18 protein-coding genes and 1 tRNA gene are annotated in these 17,372 nt (G+C 70.2%); 9 read left to right on the forward strand and 10 right to left on the reverse strand.

Translation table 11 applies throughout. The annotated features are described in order from the left end of the window. Window positions 1-19 precede the first annotated feature (19 nt). From LT965_RS02195 to LT965_RS02205, 3 genes are all read right to left on the reverse strand, one after another. Window positions 20-1,717 carry a YcaO-like family protein gene (locus LT965_RS02195; protein WP_232702378.1) on the reverse strand — a complete coding sequence of 566 codons (1,698 nt, stop codon included), beginning with the start codon at window positions 1,715-1,717 and terminating at the stop codon, window positions 20-22. An 84-nt stretch (window positions 1,718-1,801) separates the two neighbouring features. Next, window positions 1,802-2,620, reverse strand: a complete 819-nt coding sequence (gene tbsP / locus LT965_RS02200) for a transcriptional regulator TbsP (protein WP_232702379.1) — start codon at window positions 2,618-2,620, stop codon at window positions 1,802-1,804. An 87-nt stretch (window positions 2,621-2,707) separates the two neighbouring features. Continuing rightward, window positions 2,708-4,756 carry a hypothetical protein gene (locus tag LT965_RS02205; RefSeq protein ID WP_232702380.1) on the reverse strand — a complete coding sequence of 683 codons (2,049 nt, stop codon included), beginning with the start codon at window positions 4,754-4,756 and terminating at the stop codon, window positions 2,708-2,710. A 115-nt stretch (window positions 4,757-4,871) separates the two neighbouring features. On the opposite strand from LT965_RS02205, the gene glyA reads away from it, so the two are divergent. Continuing rightward, window positions 4,872-6,119, forward strand: coding sequence for a serine hydroxymethyltransferase (gene glyA, locus LT965_RS02210; protein ID WP_232702381.1), 1,248 nt, complete (start codon window positions 4,872-4,874; stop codon window positions 6,117-6,119). A 96-nt stretch (window positions 6,120-6,215) separates the two neighbouring features. Here the strand turns inward: glyA and LT965_RS02215 are convergent, their stop codons facing one another. Together LT965_RS02215 and LT965_RS02220 are read right to left on the reverse strand one after the other, a co-directional pair. Further along, a complete protein-coding gene (locus LT965_RS02215; protein WP_232702382.1) occupies window positions 6,216-6,641 on the reverse strand; it encodes a hypothetical protein in 426 nt (141 codons plus the stop codon). Between the two features lie 71 nt (window positions 6,642-6,712). Beyond that, on the reverse strand, window positions 6,713-7,750 hold the full coding sequence (locus tag LT965_RS02220) for a molybdopterin-dependent oxidoreductase (RefSeq protein WP_232702383.1): 1,038 nt from the start codon (window positions 7,748-7,750) through the stop codon (window positions 6,713-6,715). Between the two features lie 134 nt (window positions 7,751-7,884). On the opposite strand from LT965_RS02220, the gene LT965_RS02225 reads away from it, so the two are divergent. Next, the gene (locus tag LT965_RS02225; protein ID WP_232702384.1) at window positions 7,885-8,778 is read left to right on the forward strand and encodes a tetrahydrofolate dehydrogenase/cyclohydrolase catalytic domain-containing protein; all 894 of its coding nucleotides are present in this window, start codon (window positions 7,885-7,887) and stop codon (window positions 8,776-8,778) included. 61 nt (window positions 8,779-8,839) lie between these two features. After that, entirely contained in the window at window positions 8,840-9,820 is a 981-nt protein-coding gene (locus LT965_RS02230) for an alpha/beta hydrolase (protein ID WP_232702385.1), read from the forward strand. Window positions 9,821-9,847: 27 nt separating this feature from the next. Here LT965_RS02230 and LT965_RS02235 read toward each other — a convergent pair whose 3' ends face one another. The 3 genes from LT965_RS02235 to LT965_RS02245 are packed head-to-tail and all read right to left on the reverse strand — an operon-like array spanning window position 9,848 to window position 11,830. Then, the gene (locus LT965_RS02235) at window positions 9,848-10,552 is read right to left on the reverse strand and encodes a DUF7117 family protein (RefSeq protein WP_232702386.1); all 705 of its coding nucleotides are present in this window, start codon (window positions 10,550-10,552) and stop codon (window positions 9,848-9,850) included. A 43-nt stretch (window positions 10,553-10,595) separates the two neighbouring features. Further along, window positions 10,596-11,543 carry a zinc-dependent metalloprotease gene (locus tag LT965_RS02240; RefSeq protein ID WP_232702387.1) on the reverse strand — a complete coding sequence of 316 codons (948 nt, stop codon included), beginning with the start codon at window positions 11,541-11,543 and terminating at the stop codon, window positions 10,596-10,598. Window positions 11,544-11,584: 41 nt separating this feature from the next. Continuing rightward, entirely contained in the window at window positions 11,585-11,830 is a 246-nt protein-coding gene (locus tag LT965_RS02245) for a hypothetical protein (protein WP_232702388.1), read from the reverse strand. A 119-nt stretch (window positions 11,831-11,949) separates the two neighbouring features. On the opposite strand from LT965_RS02245, the gene LT965_RS02250 reads away from it, so the two are divergent. The 5 genes from LT965_RS02250 to LT965_RS02270 all read left to right on the forward strand — a co-directional run bounded on the left by LT965_RS02250 (window position 11,950) and on the right by LT965_RS02270 (window position 15,883). Then, the gene (locus LT965_RS02250) at window positions 11,950-13,023 is read left to right on the forward strand and encodes a M20/M25/M40 family metallo-hydrolase (RefSeq protein WP_232702389.1); all 1,074 of its coding nucleotides are present in this window, start codon (window positions 11,950-11,952) and stop codon (window positions 13,021-13,023) included. A 45-nt stretch (window positions 13,024-13,068) separates the two neighbouring features. Next, entirely contained in the window at window positions 13,069-13,251 is a 183-nt protein-coding gene (locus tag LT965_RS02255) for an LSM domain-containing protein (RefSeq protein ID WP_232702390.1), read from the forward strand. Next, window positions 13,248-13,424, forward strand: a complete 177-nt coding sequence (locus LT965_RS02260) for a 50S ribosomal protein L37e (RefSeq protein ID WP_232702391.1) — start codon at window positions 13,248-13,250, stop codon at window positions 13,422-13,424. The genes LT965_RS02255 and LT965_RS02260 overlap by 4 nt, the downstream gene beginning before the upstream one ends. A 157-nt stretch (window positions 13,425-13,581) precedes the next feature. Beyond that, on the forward strand, window positions 13,582-15,054 hold the full coding sequence (gene purF / locus LT965_RS02265) for an amidophosphoribosyltransferase (RefSeq protein WP_232702392.1): 1,473 nt from the start codon (window positions 13,582-13,584) through the stop codon (window positions 15,052-15,054). 49 nt (window positions 15,055-15,103) lie between these two features. Next, the gene (locus LT965_RS02270) at window positions 15,104-15,883 is read left to right on the forward strand and encodes a DUF7537 family lipoprotein (RefSeq protein WP_232702393.1); all 780 of its coding nucleotides are present in this window, start codon (window positions 15,104-15,106) and stop codon (window positions 15,881-15,883) included. A 3-nt stretch (window positions 15,884-15,886) separates the two neighbouring features. Here LT965_RS02270 and LT965_RS02275 read toward each other — a convergent pair whose 3' ends face one another. Continuing rightward, window positions 15,887-16,450: a DUF420 domain-containing protein gene (locus tag LT965_RS02275; protein ID WP_232702394.1), complete on the reverse strand. Its 564-nt coding sequence runs from the start codon at window positions 16,448-16,450 to the stop codon at window positions 15,887-15,889. Between the two features lie 121 nt (window positions 16,451-16,571). Here LT965_RS02275 and LT965_RS02280 point away from each other — a divergent pair. Then, window positions 16,572-16,656, forward strand: a tRNA-Leu gene (locus LT965_RS02280). Window positions 16,657-16,885: 229 nt separating this feature from the next. On the opposite strand, the gene LT965_RS02285 is transcribed toward LT965_RS02280, so the two are convergent. Then, window positions 16,886-17,290: a winged helix-turn-helix domain-containing protein gene (locus tag LT965_RS02285; RefSeq protein WP_232702395.1), complete on the reverse strand. Its 405-nt coding sequence runs from the start codon at window positions 17,288-17,290 to the stop codon at window positions 16,886-16,888. Window positions 17,291-17,372 lie beyond the last annotated feature (82 nt).

Genomic DNA, 17,372 nt, shown 5'->3' on the forward strand with positions numbered 1-17,372 from the left:
CCGACGTCGGTGGCGTCGCTCACGGGAAGGGGTGGAACGGTCTGTCCAGGCGAGCCTGGAAACCCATCTCGCGGGGGACCTCTCGTGCGCGGTCACCGAAGAACGGCTCGGTGACGAACAGCGGCTGTGCTCCGGGGACGAGGACGCGGACGGCCTCGAAGCCGGCGCGTTCGACGTCGCGGGTGGTGAGGCGGGCGGCGTAGGCGTCGAGGTCGGCGTCCGCGAGCGCGTCCAGGGCGGCCCGGAGTTCGGCGTCGCCGGTCGGCGAGTCGGCGGGGCCGACCTCCTCGGCGGGGATTGTGGTGTCAGGGTCGACGAACCCGCGGACGTCGCGGGGGAAGTCGGCGTACTTCCCGATGGCACCGTCCTCGTCGGGAGCGTCCTCGCGGCCGATGGCGCGCAGTTCCATCCAGTTCTGGAGCGCCTCGGCGAGCGCGGAGCGCGCGGCGGCCTCCGGGTCGAGGTCGGCCGCCGAACCGGCGGCGAAGCGCGGCCACTCGTCGCGGTGGACGGCGACGGCGACGACGGGGACGTCGACGTCCTGCGTGCAGAGCAGCGGCGTGACGGAGAGGTTCTCGGCGCGGGCGTGCTTCGCGAGTTCGGCGAAGCCGTCGTCCTCGACGGCGAGGCCGAGCGGGTCGAACGTGGAGTACCACGCGAGCATCGTGGCGTCGCGCTCGACCGTCTCGTAGAGCCCCGAGAGGAGCGCCTCCCGCCCGGAGTTCCCGAGACCGAGACCGGTAGTGATCGACGGCCCGGTCGAGCCCTCCGGCGGCGGGAAAACGACGCGGTCCGCGGGGAGCAGCGCCTCGTCGCCCGACTGCAGGTGTTCGCCGCGCACCCAGTCGAGTTCCGCGGGGGTCGTGGCGTCCTCTGGGCGGACGAACGCGGCGGGCGCCACGGCGTCCGGGTGGTCCGGCGGGTGCGTCTGGAACGCCGACTCGCGGTAGACGCCCGCGCTGTAGCGTTCGAGGCCCTCGCCGACTGCCTTCATGTAGGCCGCGTCCCAGTCGACGTCGACGCCGGCGGACTGGGCTGCGGCCGCTGCTTCGCTGAAGCCAGTCGTGTCGCTGACGGCAGCGAGGTAGTACGGCGCGGGGAACGACTCGCGTTCGCCGACGGCGGTGAGCAGGCCGACCCGGTCGTCGACGAGCGGTTCGGCCGCCGCGAGCGCCTCGTCCAGCGAGCGGTCCTCGCCGCCGCGTCGGAGCGCGTCGTCGGTGGTGTCGCCGCAGTCGCAGTGCGGGACGGGCGCGACGTACCGCTCGGCGTGCGGGAGTTCGAGGACGGTGCCCGGGTGGGCGTCCCCGCGGAGCGCGTCTGCGGCGAGGCGGCCGGCGTGGGCGCCGGCGAGGCGGACCGCCGACCGGTCGGCGCTCGGGGCGTCGGCTGGCTGCTGGTCGGTCGCCGCGACACGCGAAGCCAGGCAGTCGAAACACGGGCCGTCGGGCGCGAGGACGGCGACCCCCGCGTCGACGCCGGCGAGCGGGTGACCACCGAGACCGCCGACTTCGACGGTGATCAGGGGTGTGCCGCCAGCCAGTGCGTGGTCGTTCGCGGCGCGGAAGCCGCCGGCGCCGGCGACACCGACGACGACGCCGAGCGTCGCGTCCGCGACACCCGCGACGTCGGTCGATTCGACGGTCGCGTCCACGTCGCCCAAGGCGGCGCGGACGGCGTCCACTGCGGGGCCGTCGCCGACGACGGCGACGGTCACGGGGAGTCCTCCGGGAGCATGGCTACTGGGAGGCGCGAGGACGGGAAAACAGTACGGGATTCGGTAGTCGGAGTCGGCGAACGACTACGTCAGCATCGACTGCGCGACGTTCGCGAGCTCCGCGGGCGGCGCGTCGGCGAGGCGGTCGTCCGCGAGCTTCAGGCGGAGGCGCGGGCGGCCGACGTCGATGGGGACCTTCTCGGTGTCGATGAGGCCGAGGTCCTCGAGTTTGGTCTTCGTGCGGGAGAACGTCGCCTTCGAGGCGATGCCGACGTCCTCGCCCCACTTGCTGATGTCGTAGAGGAGTTCGCGGTTCTTCGCCGCGACGAGCAGGCTGACGGTGACCTCGTCGAGGCCGTCGCCGTCGCCGCGGGCGGTCTCCATGGACTGGAGGACGCCACTGAAGTCGTCCTCGACCTCGGGGCTGATCTCGTCGTTCAGCGTCTGGCGGACGCGGTCGATGGCGGGCGTGCGCAGGTTGAACTGCTCTGCGCCCTCCCAGTCCTCGGTGATGGAGTCGTAGGCCGTTCCGGTGAACTCGGCGTCGTCGGTGGCGAGACCGCCGACCAGTCCGCCCGCCTCGAGGAGCGCGACCGTCTGGTCCTCCGTGACCAGCATGGAGCTCCGGGCGTCGTCACCGAGCACGCGGAGTTCGAGGTCGCTGGATTCGACGAGGTTGGCGGTGTTGCTCGCCACGATGAAGTCGTCCATGACGTCCTTGAGCGTCCGTTCGTCGCCGAGCACGCGGATCGACGGCAGGTCGCCGTCGAAGGCGTTCGCGGCGTCGACGAGCTGCTCGACCGTGCTCCCCGCGGGGTTGACGACGAACAGCGCGTCCGGTTCGGCCGCGAAGACGGCGCCGAAGACGTCTTCGACGTTCGTGCCGAGAAGATTCGATGGCATCTATGCCTGCGTATAGGCAATCAGGGTATTTAATTTTACCGGAAGAGGCGAGCGTAAAACCACAGTAGGGGCGCCTTACTCCCCGAACTATCGGCTTTCACCGGTGCGGTTTTTATCTCCGAGGAGGGCGGCCGCCTCGTCGGCCCAATAGAACGTCCCGTCGACGATGACCGGGTGGTCGGCGCCGTCGAAGCACGCCGCGAGGTCGGCCGCGGACCCGGCGAACTCCGTGCGATTGCCACAGAGTCTCGGTGAATCGACCCCGTCGGCGGCGACGTCGTAACTTCCGCCGTGGCCGTCTCCCGAGAGCTGTTCCCAGGAGACGTGGTAGTCCTCGGGTCGACTGGTGACGTGGGCGACGAGGGCGTTCTCGGCGTCCGTCCGGGAGAGCGTCTGCATCCCGTCGCCGACGACCGCGTAGTCCTTGCCCATGCGGATGCGACGGCGGGCCAGGCGGAGCGCCGTCTCGATGGGGAAGCCGTGGACGAGCAGGCGGGCGAACGCCGTGCCCACCTTCGCAGCCTGCTCGTCGAGGACCTTCCGGAACGTCACCGCGCCCGCGACGCTCCCCTTCTCGACGAGCTCCAGGCCCTCATAGTAGGAGCCACACGCGTTCAGGAAGAACGTCTCGACGTTCGTCTCCGGGAGCTCGGAGATAGACAGCGTGCCGTCCGCACAGCGCAGGCCGCTCACCTCGCAGTGGCCGACGTAGTGGACGAACTCGTGGTGGTCGACGAAGACGTCGGCGAGCTCCGACCGTGTCAGCCCGTCGTACAGCGTCACGTCCATCGGCAGCGACTCCGCACGGTCGCGGTAGATATCCGCGACCGCGTCGTGTTCGCCCGCCATGCTCCGGTCGTTCAACACGACCGCGACCGACATCTCCTCGTCCGGCCGGCCGAGGTACCGGAGGTGGTTCCGGTACGCCTCTGGGAGCGTCTTGAACACGTCGATGGGCGTGCCGTCGGCGAGCCACCCCTGCGCGCGTCCGGGCCGGTCCTTCGGTTTCAACATCTCGACGGTCGCGACGGGACCGGGGGCGCCCCGGTAGAAGTCGTCCAGCGACCGCTCCATCAGCTCCCGTTTCTCCAGTTCCGCGGTCTCCGGCGGGTAGACAACGGCGAGGCGGTCGAGCAGGAACGGGAGCGCCCGGACGTGGTCGAGGTTCGGCGCGACGTGCATGGAGAGGTGCCACTCGGGGAACCGGTCGGCCACGCGGTCGAACGGGAGGTCGAGGTACGTCCGCAGACGCTCGGCCGGCGACGCCGCGTAGGCTGTCGCCGCGTCGAACTCCAGGTCCTCGAGGACGGACCGTTCGGCTAGCGCTCGCTCCCCTCGCGGCCCCGCGGTCCGCGCGAGACAGTCCAGCCAGAAGACGCGTGCCAGCGTCTCCGGAACGTCCGTCTCGAGCGACTCGAAGGGGTGGTTGACGCCCGCCGCCGGGGCGCGCAGTCGCGGCGTCGCACCCGACTCGACGCTCACCTCGGCGCCGAGGTAGTAGGCCAGGGGCGCCGCCACGAACAGCGAGCGCAGCGACCGCGGGACGACGAACTCGATGCCCGTCTCGGGGGTCCCGGCAGCGACGCGCTCGGGAACGTCGACGGCGTCACCGAACTCGAACTCCGGCGGGTGGCGCCGCATCGACCGGGCCGTCCGGTCGGGCGTCGTGACGCGGTGGGCCGACGCTGCGTACGTGATGGCCGTGGCGACGCCCTCCAGCGTCTTCGGGATGGTGACGGTGTCGGTGGGTGCACGCGGGCCGTCCCGGAAGCCCACGGCGACGCGCGTCCGGTCCTCGAAGTCGACGTGCAGGGAGTCGCCGCGTTCGAGCACTGCCGGACGCTCGAAGCCCACGACCAGCTCGACGGCCGACGCGCCGAAGACGTACTCGCCGGCGTCGAGTCGCACCCGTCCGGCGCCGTCGAGCCGGGTCGTCTCGCCAGTCCTGGCGTCGAGAACCGTCGCGACGCTCGCCGGGAGCGACAGCCCCGTCGTGCGGCCGACGGCGTGGCCGTCGACTGGCTCCTGGCCCGGCCAGTTTTCGTCTGTCGGCTGCCAGTCGGGCGCCCGGACTTCGACGTCGCTGTCGCTGTCGCCGATACGCAGCCCTGTGCCCGTTCGCGTCCACCCGTTCACTCACCCAACAGGTTCTCCGACGGGGCATATATTTCTGTCGAGGGATGTTCGTTAAATTAGTGCGCGGCGGTGGGCGCTCGGTAGACTTATGCCTCGCGCGAAGGCCAATTGAGACATGAGCTACGAGGATGTCCGGGAGGTAGACCCGGCCGTCGCGGACGCGCTCGTGGGCGAACGGGAGCGCCAGAACGGCACGCTCGCGATGATCGCCAGCGAGAACCACGTCAGCGAGGCCGTCCTGGAGGCCCAGGGCAGCGAACTCACGAACAAGTACGCCGAGGGCTACCCCGGCAAGCGCTACTACGGCGGCTGCGAGTTCGCCGACGACGTCGAGACCCTCGCCATCGACCGCGCGAAGGAACTGTTCGGCGCCGACCACGTCAACGTCCAGCCCCACAGCGGGTCGTCGGCGAACATGGGCGTCTACTTCGCGACGCTCGACCCCGGCGACAAGATCCTCTCGCTGGACCTCACGCACGGCGGCCACCTGAGTCACGGCCACCCGGCGAACTTCGCGGGCCAGCTGTACGAGGTCGAACAGTACGAGGTCGACCCCGAGACGGGCCGCCTCGACTACGACTCCCTCCACGAGATCGCCAAGGAGTTCGAACCGGACATGATCGTCTCCGGGTTCTCGGCGTACCCCCGGGAGGTCGACTGGGAGCGCATCCAGGAGGCGGCCGACGCCGTGGGCGCACTCCACACCGCAGACATCGCGCACATCACCGGGCTCGTCGCGACGGGCGAGCACGCCTCCCCGGTCGGCGTCGCGGACTTCGTCACCGGGTCGACGCACAAGACCATCCGCGCGGGCCGCGGCGGCATCATCATGTGCGACGAGGAGTACGCCGACGACGTCGACTCGGCGATCTTCCCGGGCGCACAGGGCGGCCCCCTCATGCACAACATCGCGGGGAAGGCCGTCGGCTTCAAGGAAGCCCTCCAGCCGGAGTTCGAGGAGTACGCCGAGCAGGTCGTCGAGAATGCCAGGGTGCTCGGGGAGACGCTCCAGGACCACGGCTTCTCGCTGGTCTCTGGCGGCACCGACACCCACCTCGTGCTCGTCGACCTCCGGGAGTCCCACCCGGACATCTCGGGCGGCGACGCCGAGGACGAACTCGAGGAGGTCGGTATCGTGCTGAACGCGAACACCGTCCCGAACGAGTCCCGGTCGGCGTTCGACCCCTCGGGCATCCGCGCCGGCACGCCCGCGCTGACGACCCGCGGCTTCGACGAAGAGGCGATGGAGACGGTCGGCGACTGCATCGCGAAGGTTATCGACAACGTCGGCGACGGCGAGGTGTACGCGGAGGTCGCGGCGACCGTCGAGGACCTCACCCGCGAGTACCCGCTGTACGACTAACCGTCGCTACCGTTTCTCGGCTGCTTCGAGCGCCCACCACTGGAGCAGGGACGGGTGCGTCGCCCTGTAGACCACTTACGCGAGCGGTCGGCCCGCCTACACCGGCGTCATGATCTCGAGGTCGTCGTCCCTGGCGATGTTGATTCTGAGTCCGAGTTCGGTCAACTCGTCGGCGCCGAGTTCGACTACCCAGAACTCGCCCGTGTGCGTGTGCAGGACTTCGAGAGTCCACACGGCCGGAGAGGTGTCGAACTCGTCGACGGGGATCTGGTAGCTACCGAGGCCGTCCCCCTCAGCGTCGTACGCGTCCGCGGTCACGTTCTCCCAGTAGACGAGTTCCCCGTCACGTTCGAGGGACACCGACAGCGTGCGTTCCTCGGGGTACTCGTTCGACACGTACGCCGAGGCCAGCGGGGCCGCCTCGCTGTCGGAATCGTCGCGGGACTGGGTACAGCCGGCGAGTCCGACCAGGCCGAGCACCAACGCAGTGAGGAACGACCGTCGCGAGCGACCACGTTGCACGTCGACGACTTCACGTCACCCTCGTAAGTGTCTTCTACTCGCGAACAGCCGCGAGTGGCCACCACCGACCCCTAGTCGAACCCGCTCGTGAAGATAGCGACCCACTGACCGTAGTCAGGGGTCGTCCGCACCTCGATCCGCCGGACCCACTTCACCCACTGGAAGCCCCGGCGCCCGGGCGCGACGAGTCGCAGCGGGAAGCCGTGGCCGTGCGTGAGTCGTTCGCCGCCGACGTGCGTGGCGAGCAGCGCCCCTCGGGCCTCCGCGAGCGGGAGCGTCCACCGGTACCCCGTCACGGACTCGTAGGTCACCCAGCCGGCGTCGTCGGCGACGCCCGCGTCGTCGAGCAGACGGCCCGTGCGGACGCCCCGCCACTCCCTCGTCGCGTACCAGCCGCTCGTGCAGTCCAGCAGTGCCTCGTCCGTGTCGTCGGGCGCGACGTCGCCGTAGCCGTAGGTGAGGTGGCGCTCTACGGCGCCCTCGACAGTGAGCGTCCACGCGGACTCGTCGATGGGGTCGGGGTCGTCGGCGACCCACGACGTCTCGGGGAACTCGTTGCCCTCGCCCCCGACGTGCTTGCTCCCCGTGAACCGGCCGAGTGTGCCGAACGCCGCAGAGAGCCGTTTCCGGGCGTCGAACCCGGCGAGTCCGACGGCCGCGACGACGGAGTAGCCGACGGCCGCGCGGCGGGCCGCGTCGACGTCCGTCCGGGGCGTCCGGAAGCGGACGGCGAGGTGGACGAGCAGTGGCACGACGACGAGCAGGCCGAGCACGGCGTGGACCGTGAGTCCGGTCGTCGGGCCGACGGAGAAGCCGCTGCCGAGCGCCCAGTAGAGCCCCGTGGCGAGCGCGGCGAGCGTGAGGACGAGCGCGGAGACGCTCGCGACGGTCCCGGCGCTCCAGTTCCCCCGTCGGAGTCGGCCCCGGACGCGGCGGAGCTTCCAGAACAGCAGGACCGGGAGCCCGATTCCCGCCACGGCGTGCACGCCGTAGATCCACGCCAGCCGCGGCGTGGCGGCGAACAGGCTGGCGACGCCGGTGGCGAGCAGGACGGCGACGGCGACGAGGACGCCCCAGTCCACGAGCGACGCGGGCGGTTCGAGACGCATTCCGGTGACAGTTGGCACGCGACGTGCATCAACCCGCCGCCGACCCGCACGAACGTGGTTATATCTTCCCTAATCGGCGCGAATTTGAGCACGAACCCGAATGTTGAAGGGTGCGCGCCGCCCACTGTCTCCCAATGACGAACGTCATCGACGGGAACGCTGTGGCCGCCGACGTCCGCGCGGGCCTCGAGGACGGCGTGGCGGCGCTGAAAGACGCCGGCGTCACGCCGCGTCTCGCCACGGTGCTGATGAACGACAAGCAGGCCAGCGCGACGTACGTCTCGATGAAACAGCGGGACTGCGAGGAACTCGGAATGGGCGCCGAGGACGTCCGCATCGACCCGGACGCCCCGGCCGAGGAGCTGTTCGACACCGTCGCCGACCTCAACGAGCGCGAGGACGTCCACGGCATCCTCGTGCAGGACCCGACGCCAGACCACGTCGACGACGAGCGCGTGACCGCAGCCGTCGCACCCCGGAAGGACGTCGACGCCTTCCACCCCGAGAACGTCGGCAAACTCGTCGGCGGCAACCCCCGGTTCAAGCCCTGTACGCCCCACGGCATCCAGAAGCTCCTGGAGCACGAGGGCATCGACCCCGAGGGGAAGGACGTCGTGATCGTGGGGCGCTCGAAGATCGTCGGCAAGCCCCTCGCGAACCTCCTCTTCCAGAAGGCGCCGGGCGCCAACGCCACCGTGACGCTGTGCCACAGCAGGACCCGGGACCTCGCCGCCCACACGCGCCGCGCCGACATCGTCGTCTCTGCGGTCGGCATCGAGGACCTCATCGACGCCTCGATGCTCTCGGAGGGCTGCGTGGTGATCGACGTCGGCATCAACCGCGTCGACGCGGACAACGAGAAGGGGTACCGGCTCACCGGCGACGTCGACTTCGAGAGCGCGAAGGAGACGGCCAGCGCGATCACGCCCGTCCCCGGCGGCGTCGGCCCGATGACCCGCGCGATGCTCCTCTACAACACCGTGAAGGCCGCCGGCGAGCAACACGACGTGGACGTCCCCCTCCCCTGACTCTGGCCGGCCGCGACCGTTCTACCCCCAGATTCTTGCCGTCTCCCGTGCCTCGTCCTGTATGAACGACGACAGCGCAGACGCCGGGTTCGGCGCCGCCGACGAACCGGGCGAGGACGTGCAGACAGTGCTCGCCGCGATGGCGGACCTCGACGCGCCGGCGGCCCACGAACTGGCTCCCGGGGACGCCCGCGAGATGCGACGGGGGTTCTTCGACGCCGACGAGGCGCACGGGGACGTCGCGAGCGTCGAGGACCGCACGGTTCCCGGCCCCGGCTTCGAGATTCCGATGCGCGTCTACACGCCCACCGGCGACGGCCCACACCCCGTCGCCGTCTACTTCCACGGCGGCGGGTTCGTGCTGGGGACACTGGACAGCCGGGACCCCATCTGTCGGACCATCGCCGACCGCGCGGACTGCGTCGTCGTGAGCGTCGCGTACCGCCTCGCACCCGAACACCCGTTCCCGGCGGCCGTCGAGGACGCCTACGCCGCGACCGAGTGGGTCGCCGAGCACGCCGCGGCCGTCGGCGGCGACCCCGAGCGCGTGGCGGTCGTCGGGGACTCCGCGGGTGGCAACCTCGCGGCCGCCGTCTCGCTGGCCGCCAGAGACCGCGACGGCCCGGACCTCGCCCACCAGGCGCTCGCCTACCCCGTGCTGGACTACCGGGACCGCGAGTACCCCTCTCGCGAGGAGAACGCGGAGGGCTACTTCCTCACCAGCGAGGGCATCGACTACTTCGACCGCCACTACGTCAACTCGTGGGTCCACCGCGAGAACCCGTACCTGAGTCCGGTCGCGGCGGCGAGCCACGCGGACCTGCCGGCCGCGACGGTCGTCACCTGCGGGTTCGACCCGCTCCGCGACGAGGGCGTGGCGTACGTCGATGCCCTGGAGGACGCCGAGACGCCCGTCCAGCACCGCCACTACCCGGGGTTGATCCACGGCATCGTGAGCATGGTCGCCGACCCCGTCGACGTCCCGAGCGGTCACGAGGTGCTGGCGGCGTTCGCCGACGACCTGGGCGACGCGCTCCACTGACCCGGCGGCCTACCCGAGTCTGGCGGCCTACCCGAGTCGGTCGAGGTACGTGCGCGCCCGCTCGACGCCGCCGTCGTCACCACGGACCGAGTCCCCGATGGCGCGCGCCGCGAGCACGAGGCGCTCGCTGTCCTCCGGGTCGACGTCGCCGTCCAGCGCCTTCACCCGTTTGACGTGGTCGCGGAGTCGCTCGAGCAGGCGGCGCTCGGGTTCGGGCACCTCGTCGTCGAAGTACGCCCGGACGTCCGCCCGGTATGCGCTCACCGCCGCCGCGTAGGCGAGACCGCGCACCCACTGCATCGACGCCGGCACGTCCGCGGGGTCGGGGCGTTCCCCCCGGTCTGCGCCGTTGAGCAGCGCGAGCAGGTAGCGCGTCTCCTCCTCCCCGACCCGCATCGCGTTCCCGAAGGTGGCCGCCGCGCGACGGAGTTCCTGCGCGGCGAGGTAGGTGTCGTCCAGGTCGAGGAGTTCCCCGCCCGCGACGAAGCCGCGGGAGCGGACGTACTCCCGGCAGGCCTCGACCGCGGGTTCGAGCGCGCCCCGGAGGTCGTCGACCGCCGCGTTCCTGGCCGCCGAGAGGTCGAGTTCCTCCCTGCCGTCGGTCTGTTTGGCGCGCTCGCCGCGGCCGACGCTGCGCACACTGCCACACTCGGGGCACTCGACGCTGCCCGTCTCGAAGTACGACCAGCGCGTCCCACACGCCTTGCACTCGCGCTCGCCGCGTACGTCCATGCGATCAGATTGGGACGGGCCGGGGAAAACTCCCGCGGGTCGGTTACGCCGGGACGCGCGCCAGCCAGCGACCCGGCTCCTCGAGTTCGTCGTCGGTCGGGAGGTACTCCGGGCCCTCCCAGACGACCGACGCGCCCTCAAGGCCGCGGTCGGCGGCGACGGCCTGGAAGAACGCCCGGCCGCGCTCGTACTGCTCGCGTTTCAGTCTGAACCCGAGCACGCGCTTCAGGAGGCGGACCAGCGGGCCGCCGCCCTTCCGACGGGCGTCTATCTTCCGCCGCAGGTCGTCGTACTCGTCGTCGAAGGCCTCGTCCATCAGCAGTTCGGCGTACCCCTCGACGGCGGTCATCGCGACGTTCAGTTCGCGGAACGCCTCGCGGTTCAGGTCGCCGTCGGCGAGCGCGGCCACGCCGTCCTCGAGGCGCGCCTCGAGGTAGTCCGGGAGCCACGGCGCGGCGCCGAACTCGGCGGCGTGCGTGACCTCGTGGAACGCGATCCAGCGGCGAAATCGCGGGAGCGCGACGTCCAGCTGGTCAGCGACGCGGACGATGTTCGGGTGGACGAAGTAGAGGCCGTGGTCCCCGTCGGCGAGCAGGAGCGGGTCGTACTGGCCGAGGACGTTCCGGGAGATGAACGCGAGCGCGCCCGCCGTCGTCGCGGTGTTGATCGCCCGCGAGACGCCGGGGAGGAACGCCGCACGCTCGTTCAACGGTTCGAACGCCCGCCGGAACGTCGCGACGTTCGCGTCGATCCAGTGGTGGCGGTTCTGGAGTTCGAGCGTCTCCGGGACGTCGAAGTCGACGCCGGACACCTCGCGGATGCGACTGCGGGCGTCGCGGACGTCGGCGGCGTACGCCTGCGGTTCGGCGTCGGTCTGGGGCAGGAAACCGGGGTCCGTGCTGGCTTTCGCGGCGTCCGCGACCGCGTCCCAGTCGATGGCGCCGTCGCCACTGGCGTCTGCGACGGCGCGGACGCTCTCGAGAATATTCATACTCAAACTCCGCCCTGGACGGGCAAATTCCTTCCGGGGGGTTACTTCCGGATCTGGATCGCCTTCTCGCCCTCGCCACCCTCTGCGCTGCTCCGCCGACGCCGCATGCCGACCAGCGCGGCGAGACCGACGAAGACGACGAGCGCGAGCATCCCACCCATCCCGAGTCCACCGCCGCCCTCGGATTCCTCGTCCACATCGGCCGACTCGTCCTCGCTACCGCCCCGGCTCATCGACGGCGAGAAGTCGAAGTCCGGGTCGTGCAGGTGAAACTCGATGATTCCCATGTTCGTGTATTCGTCGAGACGATATTTAGCCGTTGGGGCGGTCCCGCGTCGACCCAAGGGCTCCACGCGCGCGTTTCCGACTCCCGGGGGTTCATGTCGTCGGCGGGGGGAGAGCCCACATGGACGAGCAACGACGCGAGTTCCTGGATCGGCTCCTCGACGCCCAGAGCCCCGCCGGCTTCGAGACGGCGGCCCAGCGCGTCTGGGTGGAGTACGTCGGCGAGTTCGCCGACGACGTGCAGACGGACGCCTACGGCAACGCGGTCGCGACGTACGAGGGCAGCGACGACGCCGACGCCACCGAGTTCGCCTTCGCCGGCCACGCCGACGAGGTCGGCTTCATCGTGGCGAGCATCGCCGACGACGGCTTCCTCCGGGTCGAACCCATCGGGGGCGTCGACGGCACGGTCAGCGAGGGCACCCAGATCGAGGTCCACACCGGGGACGGCGTGGTGAACGGCGTCATCGGCCAGACCGCCGTCCACCTGCGTGGGTTCGGCGGCGACGACGAGGCCGCCGACGTCACCGAACAGCACGTCGACATCGGCGCCGAGGACGGCGACCACGCCTGCGAACTGGTGTCGGTCGGCGACCCGGCGACGGCGGCGGCGGGCGTCCACGAACTCGCCGGCAGCCGACTCGCGGGGCGCGCACTCGACAACCGCGCGGGGTCGTGGGTCGCAGCGGAGAGCCTCCGGCGGGCCGCCGAGCGGGACGTCGACTGCACGGTCCACGCGGTCAGTACGGTCCAGGAGGAACTCGGGACGAAGGGCGCCCAGATGGTCGCCTTCGACCTCGAACCGGACGTCTTCGTCGCCGTCGACGTGACCCACGCCGCCGACAACCCGACCTACCCCGCGGACCGCGCGAGCGAGGTCGAACTCGGCGAGGGGCCGACCGTGAGTCGTGGGGCGTCGAACCACCCGAACGTCGTTCGCGCCGTACTGGACGCCGGGGAGACGGCCGAGATAGACGTGCAGGTGGAGACCGACGGCATCAGGACGGGGACGGACGCGGACGCGTTCTTCACGGCCCGCGGCGGCATCCCGACGCTCACGCTGGGCATCCCGAACCGCTACATGCACACGCCCGCGGAGGTCGTCGACACCGACGACATGGAGGGTGCGGCCGAACTGCTGGCGGCGTTCGCGGAGCGCGAGGCCGCACGCGGGTCGTTCGCCGTCGACCTCTGATGACGGTCCGGTACGCTTATACACGCGACCCGACGCGCTAGGAGTATGAGCGGCCGACCACTCGACGTGCTGGAGGAATCCCTCGAGGAGTCCGTGACGGTCCACCTCAAGGACGGGGAGGAGTTCACGGGTGTGCTGACGGGGTACGACCAGCACATGAACATCGTGCTGGAGGGCGAAGACACAATCATTATCCGTGGCGACAACGTCGTCACCATCAAACCATGACGGGAGCCGGAACCCCGAGCCAGGGGAAGAAGAACGTCACGACGCACACGAAGTGCCGCCGCTGCGGCGAGAAGTCCTACCACACGAAGAAGAAGGTCTGCTCGTCCTGTGGCTTCGGCAACTCCGCGAAGCGCCGTGGCTACGAGTGGCAGAGCAAGAACGGCGACAACTGAACGAACGTTCTCTCCGCGGTTCTCACACTCCGTAGCCACGGCGCCGCGACCGTAGCTGGCCGATTTTGTGCACGAACGTGAACAGAACGCGCCGTGGAACCAGCGAGGTCGACACGGTTGCGGAAGGTTTACCGGGTGGCGCGCGGTAGAGGGAGCTATGTCACGCGGGCACGAGGACGGCCCCGAGTTCGACCACCCGACCGAGAAGTGCGGCGTCGTCGGCGTGTCGCTGTCGGACCGGGCGGCCGCCCTCCCCACGTACTACGCGCTGTACGCCCTCCAGCACCGCGGCCAGGAGTCCGCGGGGATCGTCACCCACGACGGCTTCCAGCAACACCAGCACGTCGGCATGGGACTCGTCGGCGACGCCTTCGACGAGGACGACGTGGACTCGCTCCACGGGAGCGCGGGCATCGGTCACGTCCGGTACCCGACCGCCGGGAGCGTCGACAAGTCCTGTGCACAGCCGTTCTCGGTGTCGTTCAAGGGTGGGGCGCTCGGCCTCAGCCACAACGGCAACCTCGTGAACGCCGACGAGATCCGCGCGGACCTCGCGGCCAGCGGCCACGCGTTCACCAGCGACGGCGACACCGAGGTCATCGCGCACGACCTTGCGCGCAACCTCCTCGACTCCGACCTCGTGCGCGCGGTCCAGACCACGATGAACCGCATCCACGGGTCGTACTCGCTGACCATCATGCACGACGACACGGTGCTCGGCGTCCGCGACCCCCTGGGGAACCGACCGCTCGTGCTCGGCGAACTCGACGACGGCTACATCCTCGCCAGCGAGTCCGCCGCCATCGACACGGTCGGCGGCGAACTCGTCCGCGACGTGAAGCCCGGCGAACTGGTCGTCCTCCACGAGGAAGGCACCGGCTTCGACTCCTACCAGCTCGTCGAGGAACCGAACAGCGCCCACTGCTTCTTCGAGTACGTCTACTTCGCGCGCCCCGACTCCGTCATCGACGAGGAACTCGTCTACGAGGTGCGCCGCGAACTCGGCAGAGAGCTCTGGCGGGAGGCCGGCGTCGAGAGCGACGTCGTGATGCCGGTCCCGGACTCCGGGCGCGCGTTCGCCTCCGGGTACGCCGAAGAGGCCCAGGACGACGGGTCGGACATCGAGTTCGCGGAGGGCCTGATGAAGAACCGGTACGTCGGGCGGACGTTCATCATGCCCACCCAGGAGGCCCGCGAGCGCGCGGTCCGCCTGAAACTCAACCCGATCAAGTCGACCGTCGAGGACCGCGCGGTCACCATCATCGACGACTCCATCGTCCGCGGGACGACCAGCGGACAACTCGTCGACCTCGTCCGGGAGGCCGGCGCCAGCGAGGTCCACGTCCGCATCGGCGCGCCACCCATCAACGCGCCCTGCTACATGGGCATCGACATGGCGACCCGCGACGAACTCATCGCCGCGGACAAGACCACCGAGGAGATCGCCGACGTCATCGGCGCTGACAGCCTCTCGTACCTCCCGCTCGACTCGGTCACGTCGGCCATCGGGAAAAGTGAGGCCGACCTCTGTACTGGCTGCGTGACCGGCGAGTACCCCTTCGACGTCGAGGGTGAGGCCTCTGACCGGGACGCGAAGCGCCCCGAGGTCGACGTGCCAGCCGACGACTGAGACGCCCCACCACACGAGGTTTTTGTCGCGCGGCGGTGAACGCGGAGCTATGCGTCCTGCCCTCCACGCGGTCGCAGTCGTCGCAGTCGTCGCCCTGACAGTGCTCGCGGGGTGTGTCTCGGGGCCGCTCTCCGGCCCAGGCGCCACCCAAACGACCGAGACACCCGCGCGTCCGCCGGGCGTCACCGGGGACGACCTCGGCGACCCGCGAGCGCTCGTCGACGCGCACGTCGCTTCCGTCCGCGAGCACGGCGCTGTCGTGAACAGCACCGCGACCGTCCCCGTGCCGCTGGACGACGAGACGCGGACAGCAGAGCTGTCCGGTACGGCTTGCGTGGCTCCGAACGGCGGCCCACTCTACCGATCGTCCGAGCGCGTACGGGTGTCCGGGGACGACACCGTGACCCGCGAGCGCGTCGAGACGTACGCGAACGACACGACCGTCCTGCACCGGGTCGTCGCCGACGGGAACGCGTCCGTCGAGCGCGAGAGGCGTGACCGGCTGGCGGAGCTACGCGATCGCCACGCGGCCCGTGAGCGCCTGCTCCTGCGGGCGCTGACGGCCGGGAACTTCAGCGTGGCTGGCGTCGAGCGGCGTGACGACGGGCGGGCGGTGACGACGCTCGTCGCGAACGACCAGTCGTTCGGGGGTGAGGGAACCGACACTCCGTCGGTCTTCTCCGCCCGATTGACGGTGACCGAGAGCGGGCGCGTGCTGTCGCTGTCGCTGACCCGGGACTCCGACACGGGCGACCCGCGGACCGGGCGAAGGGTGGAGGTGACGTGGAGGAACGGAACGGCCGTCGAGGCGCCGGAGTGGGCAGAGTAACCGTCAGAACAGCACGTACAGCATGAGGTAGACGACGATGCCGAGCGCGAACGACACGAGCCACAGCGACGCGGCCACCCGGCCGACCGTCGCGTGGTTGGTGTCGTATATCTCCCGGACCCGGCGGGTAGTCGCGAGCAACAGCGCGTAGTAGACCAGCGGGATGGCGACCATCGCCAGCCCCATGTGGACGACGAGCACCGGGAGGTAGACGAACGTGTAGACGGTGCCGCCGCCGGGGAACTCGGTGGTGCCGTGGACGACGAGGCGGTAGAGGTAGAGCGCGAGGAAGGCGGCGAACAGCACCGTGGTCGTGACCATCGCCGCGCGGTGCCTGTCGACCTCGCCGCGGCGAATCGCCCGCCACCCGACGAGGATGGTGCCGATGGCGACGGCGCTGATGGCGGCGTTCAGCGTCGGAATCGCGTCGACGAACCAGGCCGGCGCCCCCGGGAGCACCGTCGCCGGGACGGCCCCTCTGACGGCGGCGACGACGAGCGCGATGGAGACCAGCGAGAGCACTGCCGTCAGGGAGCGAACGTGCCGCCGGGCGAATCCGTCAGTCATCGTCGACAGTTCGAAGGCGACCCCGATATGGTTTCCGTGTCCCGCACCCACGTGGGACGCCAGAATCGTAGGGGTTTTAATCGGGCGGTGGGTACCGAGTAGTGCGGAAACGCACCAGCGAGCGTGGGTAGCCGAGCTAGGTCAAAGGCGCAGCGTTGAGGGCGCTGTCCTGTAGAGGTTCACCGGTTCAAATCCGGTCCCACGCATCGCTATGGTGGGCGAAGCCCACCGAAACCCGCGGCGGCGACGCCGCCGCGGCCAACCGCGATGCACGGTGATCTCCCTCGCAAGGGACATCACCCACGCACAATCCTGCGGTACTCAACTCCCACAGCGGTGCTGCCGTCCGTGGACGACTCGACTGCCGTCCGCCGACTGCGCGACTGCCGAGCAACCGGCTCGTCGGTCGGCGTGTGGGGACCAGTCTCCGGAGAATCAGTCGGCGAAGGCGGCCGAGAGGCCCGCGTCGTTCTCGCGTTCGCAGTGGGTGACGCTGAGCTGGACGCCGTCCCCGTCGAAGGAGACGCTGACGTCCTCGACACCGCAGGTGTACTCGCTGACGTGTTTGCCCGAGCGGCGGATGCGCAGTTCCTCGTCGAGCAGGCCGGCCTCGTCCAGCACGTCGATCTTGCGGTAGGCGGTCGAGGACGGGAGGTCGCAGGCCTCCCCGATCTCGGCGGCGGTGAGCGACTCGTCGCTGGCCGCCTCGAGGATCGCGCGGCAGTCGGGGTCGTCGAGCGCCGCGAGGACGGCCTGAACGGCGTCCTCGTCGGTGAGTTCCGTGGGTTCTCCAGGGTTCGTGCGACGGTGGGCTGGGACGGCGAACTGAGACTGGCTCATACTACTGGGGAGGGACGCCCGGGGGAGGAGTGTAGGACCACGGTATCGGGGTGGGTTTAAGTAGGGGTGGGGCGGGCGCTGC

This window comes from Halobacterium wangiae (genome assembly GCF_021249345.1).
GTDB lineage: Archaea > Halobacteriota > Halobacteria > Halobacteriales > Halobacteriaceae > Halobacterium > Halobacterium wangiae.

Excerpts from the sequence above, each read along its gene's own strand:
- tbsP (WP_232702379.1), bottom strand. The coding sequence starts at position 2,620 with ATGCCATCGAATCTTCTCGGCACGAACGTCGAAGACGTCTTCGGCGCC.
- glyA (WP_232702381.1), top strand. The coding sequence starts at position 4,872 with ATGAGCTACGAGGATGTCCGGGAGGTAGACCCGGCCGTCGCGGACGCG.
- LT965_RS02220 (WP_232702383.1), bottom strand. The coding sequence starts at position 7,750 with ATGCGTCTCGAACCGCCCGCGTCGCTCGTGGACTGGGGCGTCCTCGTC.
- LT965_RS02225 (WP_232702384.1), top strand. The coding sequence starts at position 7,885 with ATGACGAACGTCATCGACGGGAACGCTGTGGCCGCCGACGTCCGCGCG.
- LT965_RS02230 (WP_232702385.1), top strand. The coding sequence starts at position 8,840 with ATGAACGACGACAGCGCAGACGCCGGGTTCGGCGCCGCCGACGAACCG.
- LT965_RS02235 (WP_232702386.1), bottom strand. The coding sequence starts at position 10,552 with ATGGACGTACGCGGCGAGCGCGAGTGCAAGGCGTGTGGGACGCGCTGG.
- LT965_RS02240 (WP_232702387.1), bottom strand. The coding sequence starts at position 11,543 with ATGAATATTCTCGAGAGCGTCCGCGCCGTCGCAGACGCCAGTGGCGAC.
- LT965_RS02245 (WP_232702388.1), bottom strand. The coding sequence starts at position 11,830 with ATGGGAATCATCGAGTTTCACCTGCACGACCCGGACTTCGACTTCTCG.
- LT965_RS02250 (WP_232702389.1), top strand. The coding sequence starts at position 11,950 with ATGGACGAGCAACGACGCGAGTTCCTGGATCGGCTCCTCGACGCCCAG.
- LT965_RS02255 (WP_232702390.1), top strand. The coding sequence starts at position 13,069 with ATGAGCGGCCGACCACTCGACGTGCTGGAGGAATCCCTCGAGGAGTCC.
- LT965_RS02260 (WP_232702391.1), top strand. The coding sequence starts at position 13,248 with ATGACGGGAGCCGGAACCCCGAGCCAGGGGAAGAAGAACGTCACGACG.
- purF (WP_232702392.1), top strand. The coding sequence starts at position 13,582 with ATGTCACGCGGGCACGAGGACGGCCCCGAGTTCGACCACCCGACCGAG.
- LT965_RS02270 (WP_232702393.1), top strand. The coding sequence starts at position 15,104 with ATGCGTCCTGCCCTCCACGCGGTCGCAGTCGTCGCAGTCGTCGCCCTG.
- LT965_RS02275 (WP_232702394.1), bottom strand. The coding sequence starts at position 16,450 with ATGACTGACGGATTCGCCCGGCGGCACGTTCGCTCCCTGACGGCAGTG.
- LT965_RS02285 (WP_232702395.1), bottom strand. The coding sequence starts at position 17,290 with ATGAGCCAGTCTCAGTTCGCCGTCCCAGCCCACCGTCGCACGAACCCT.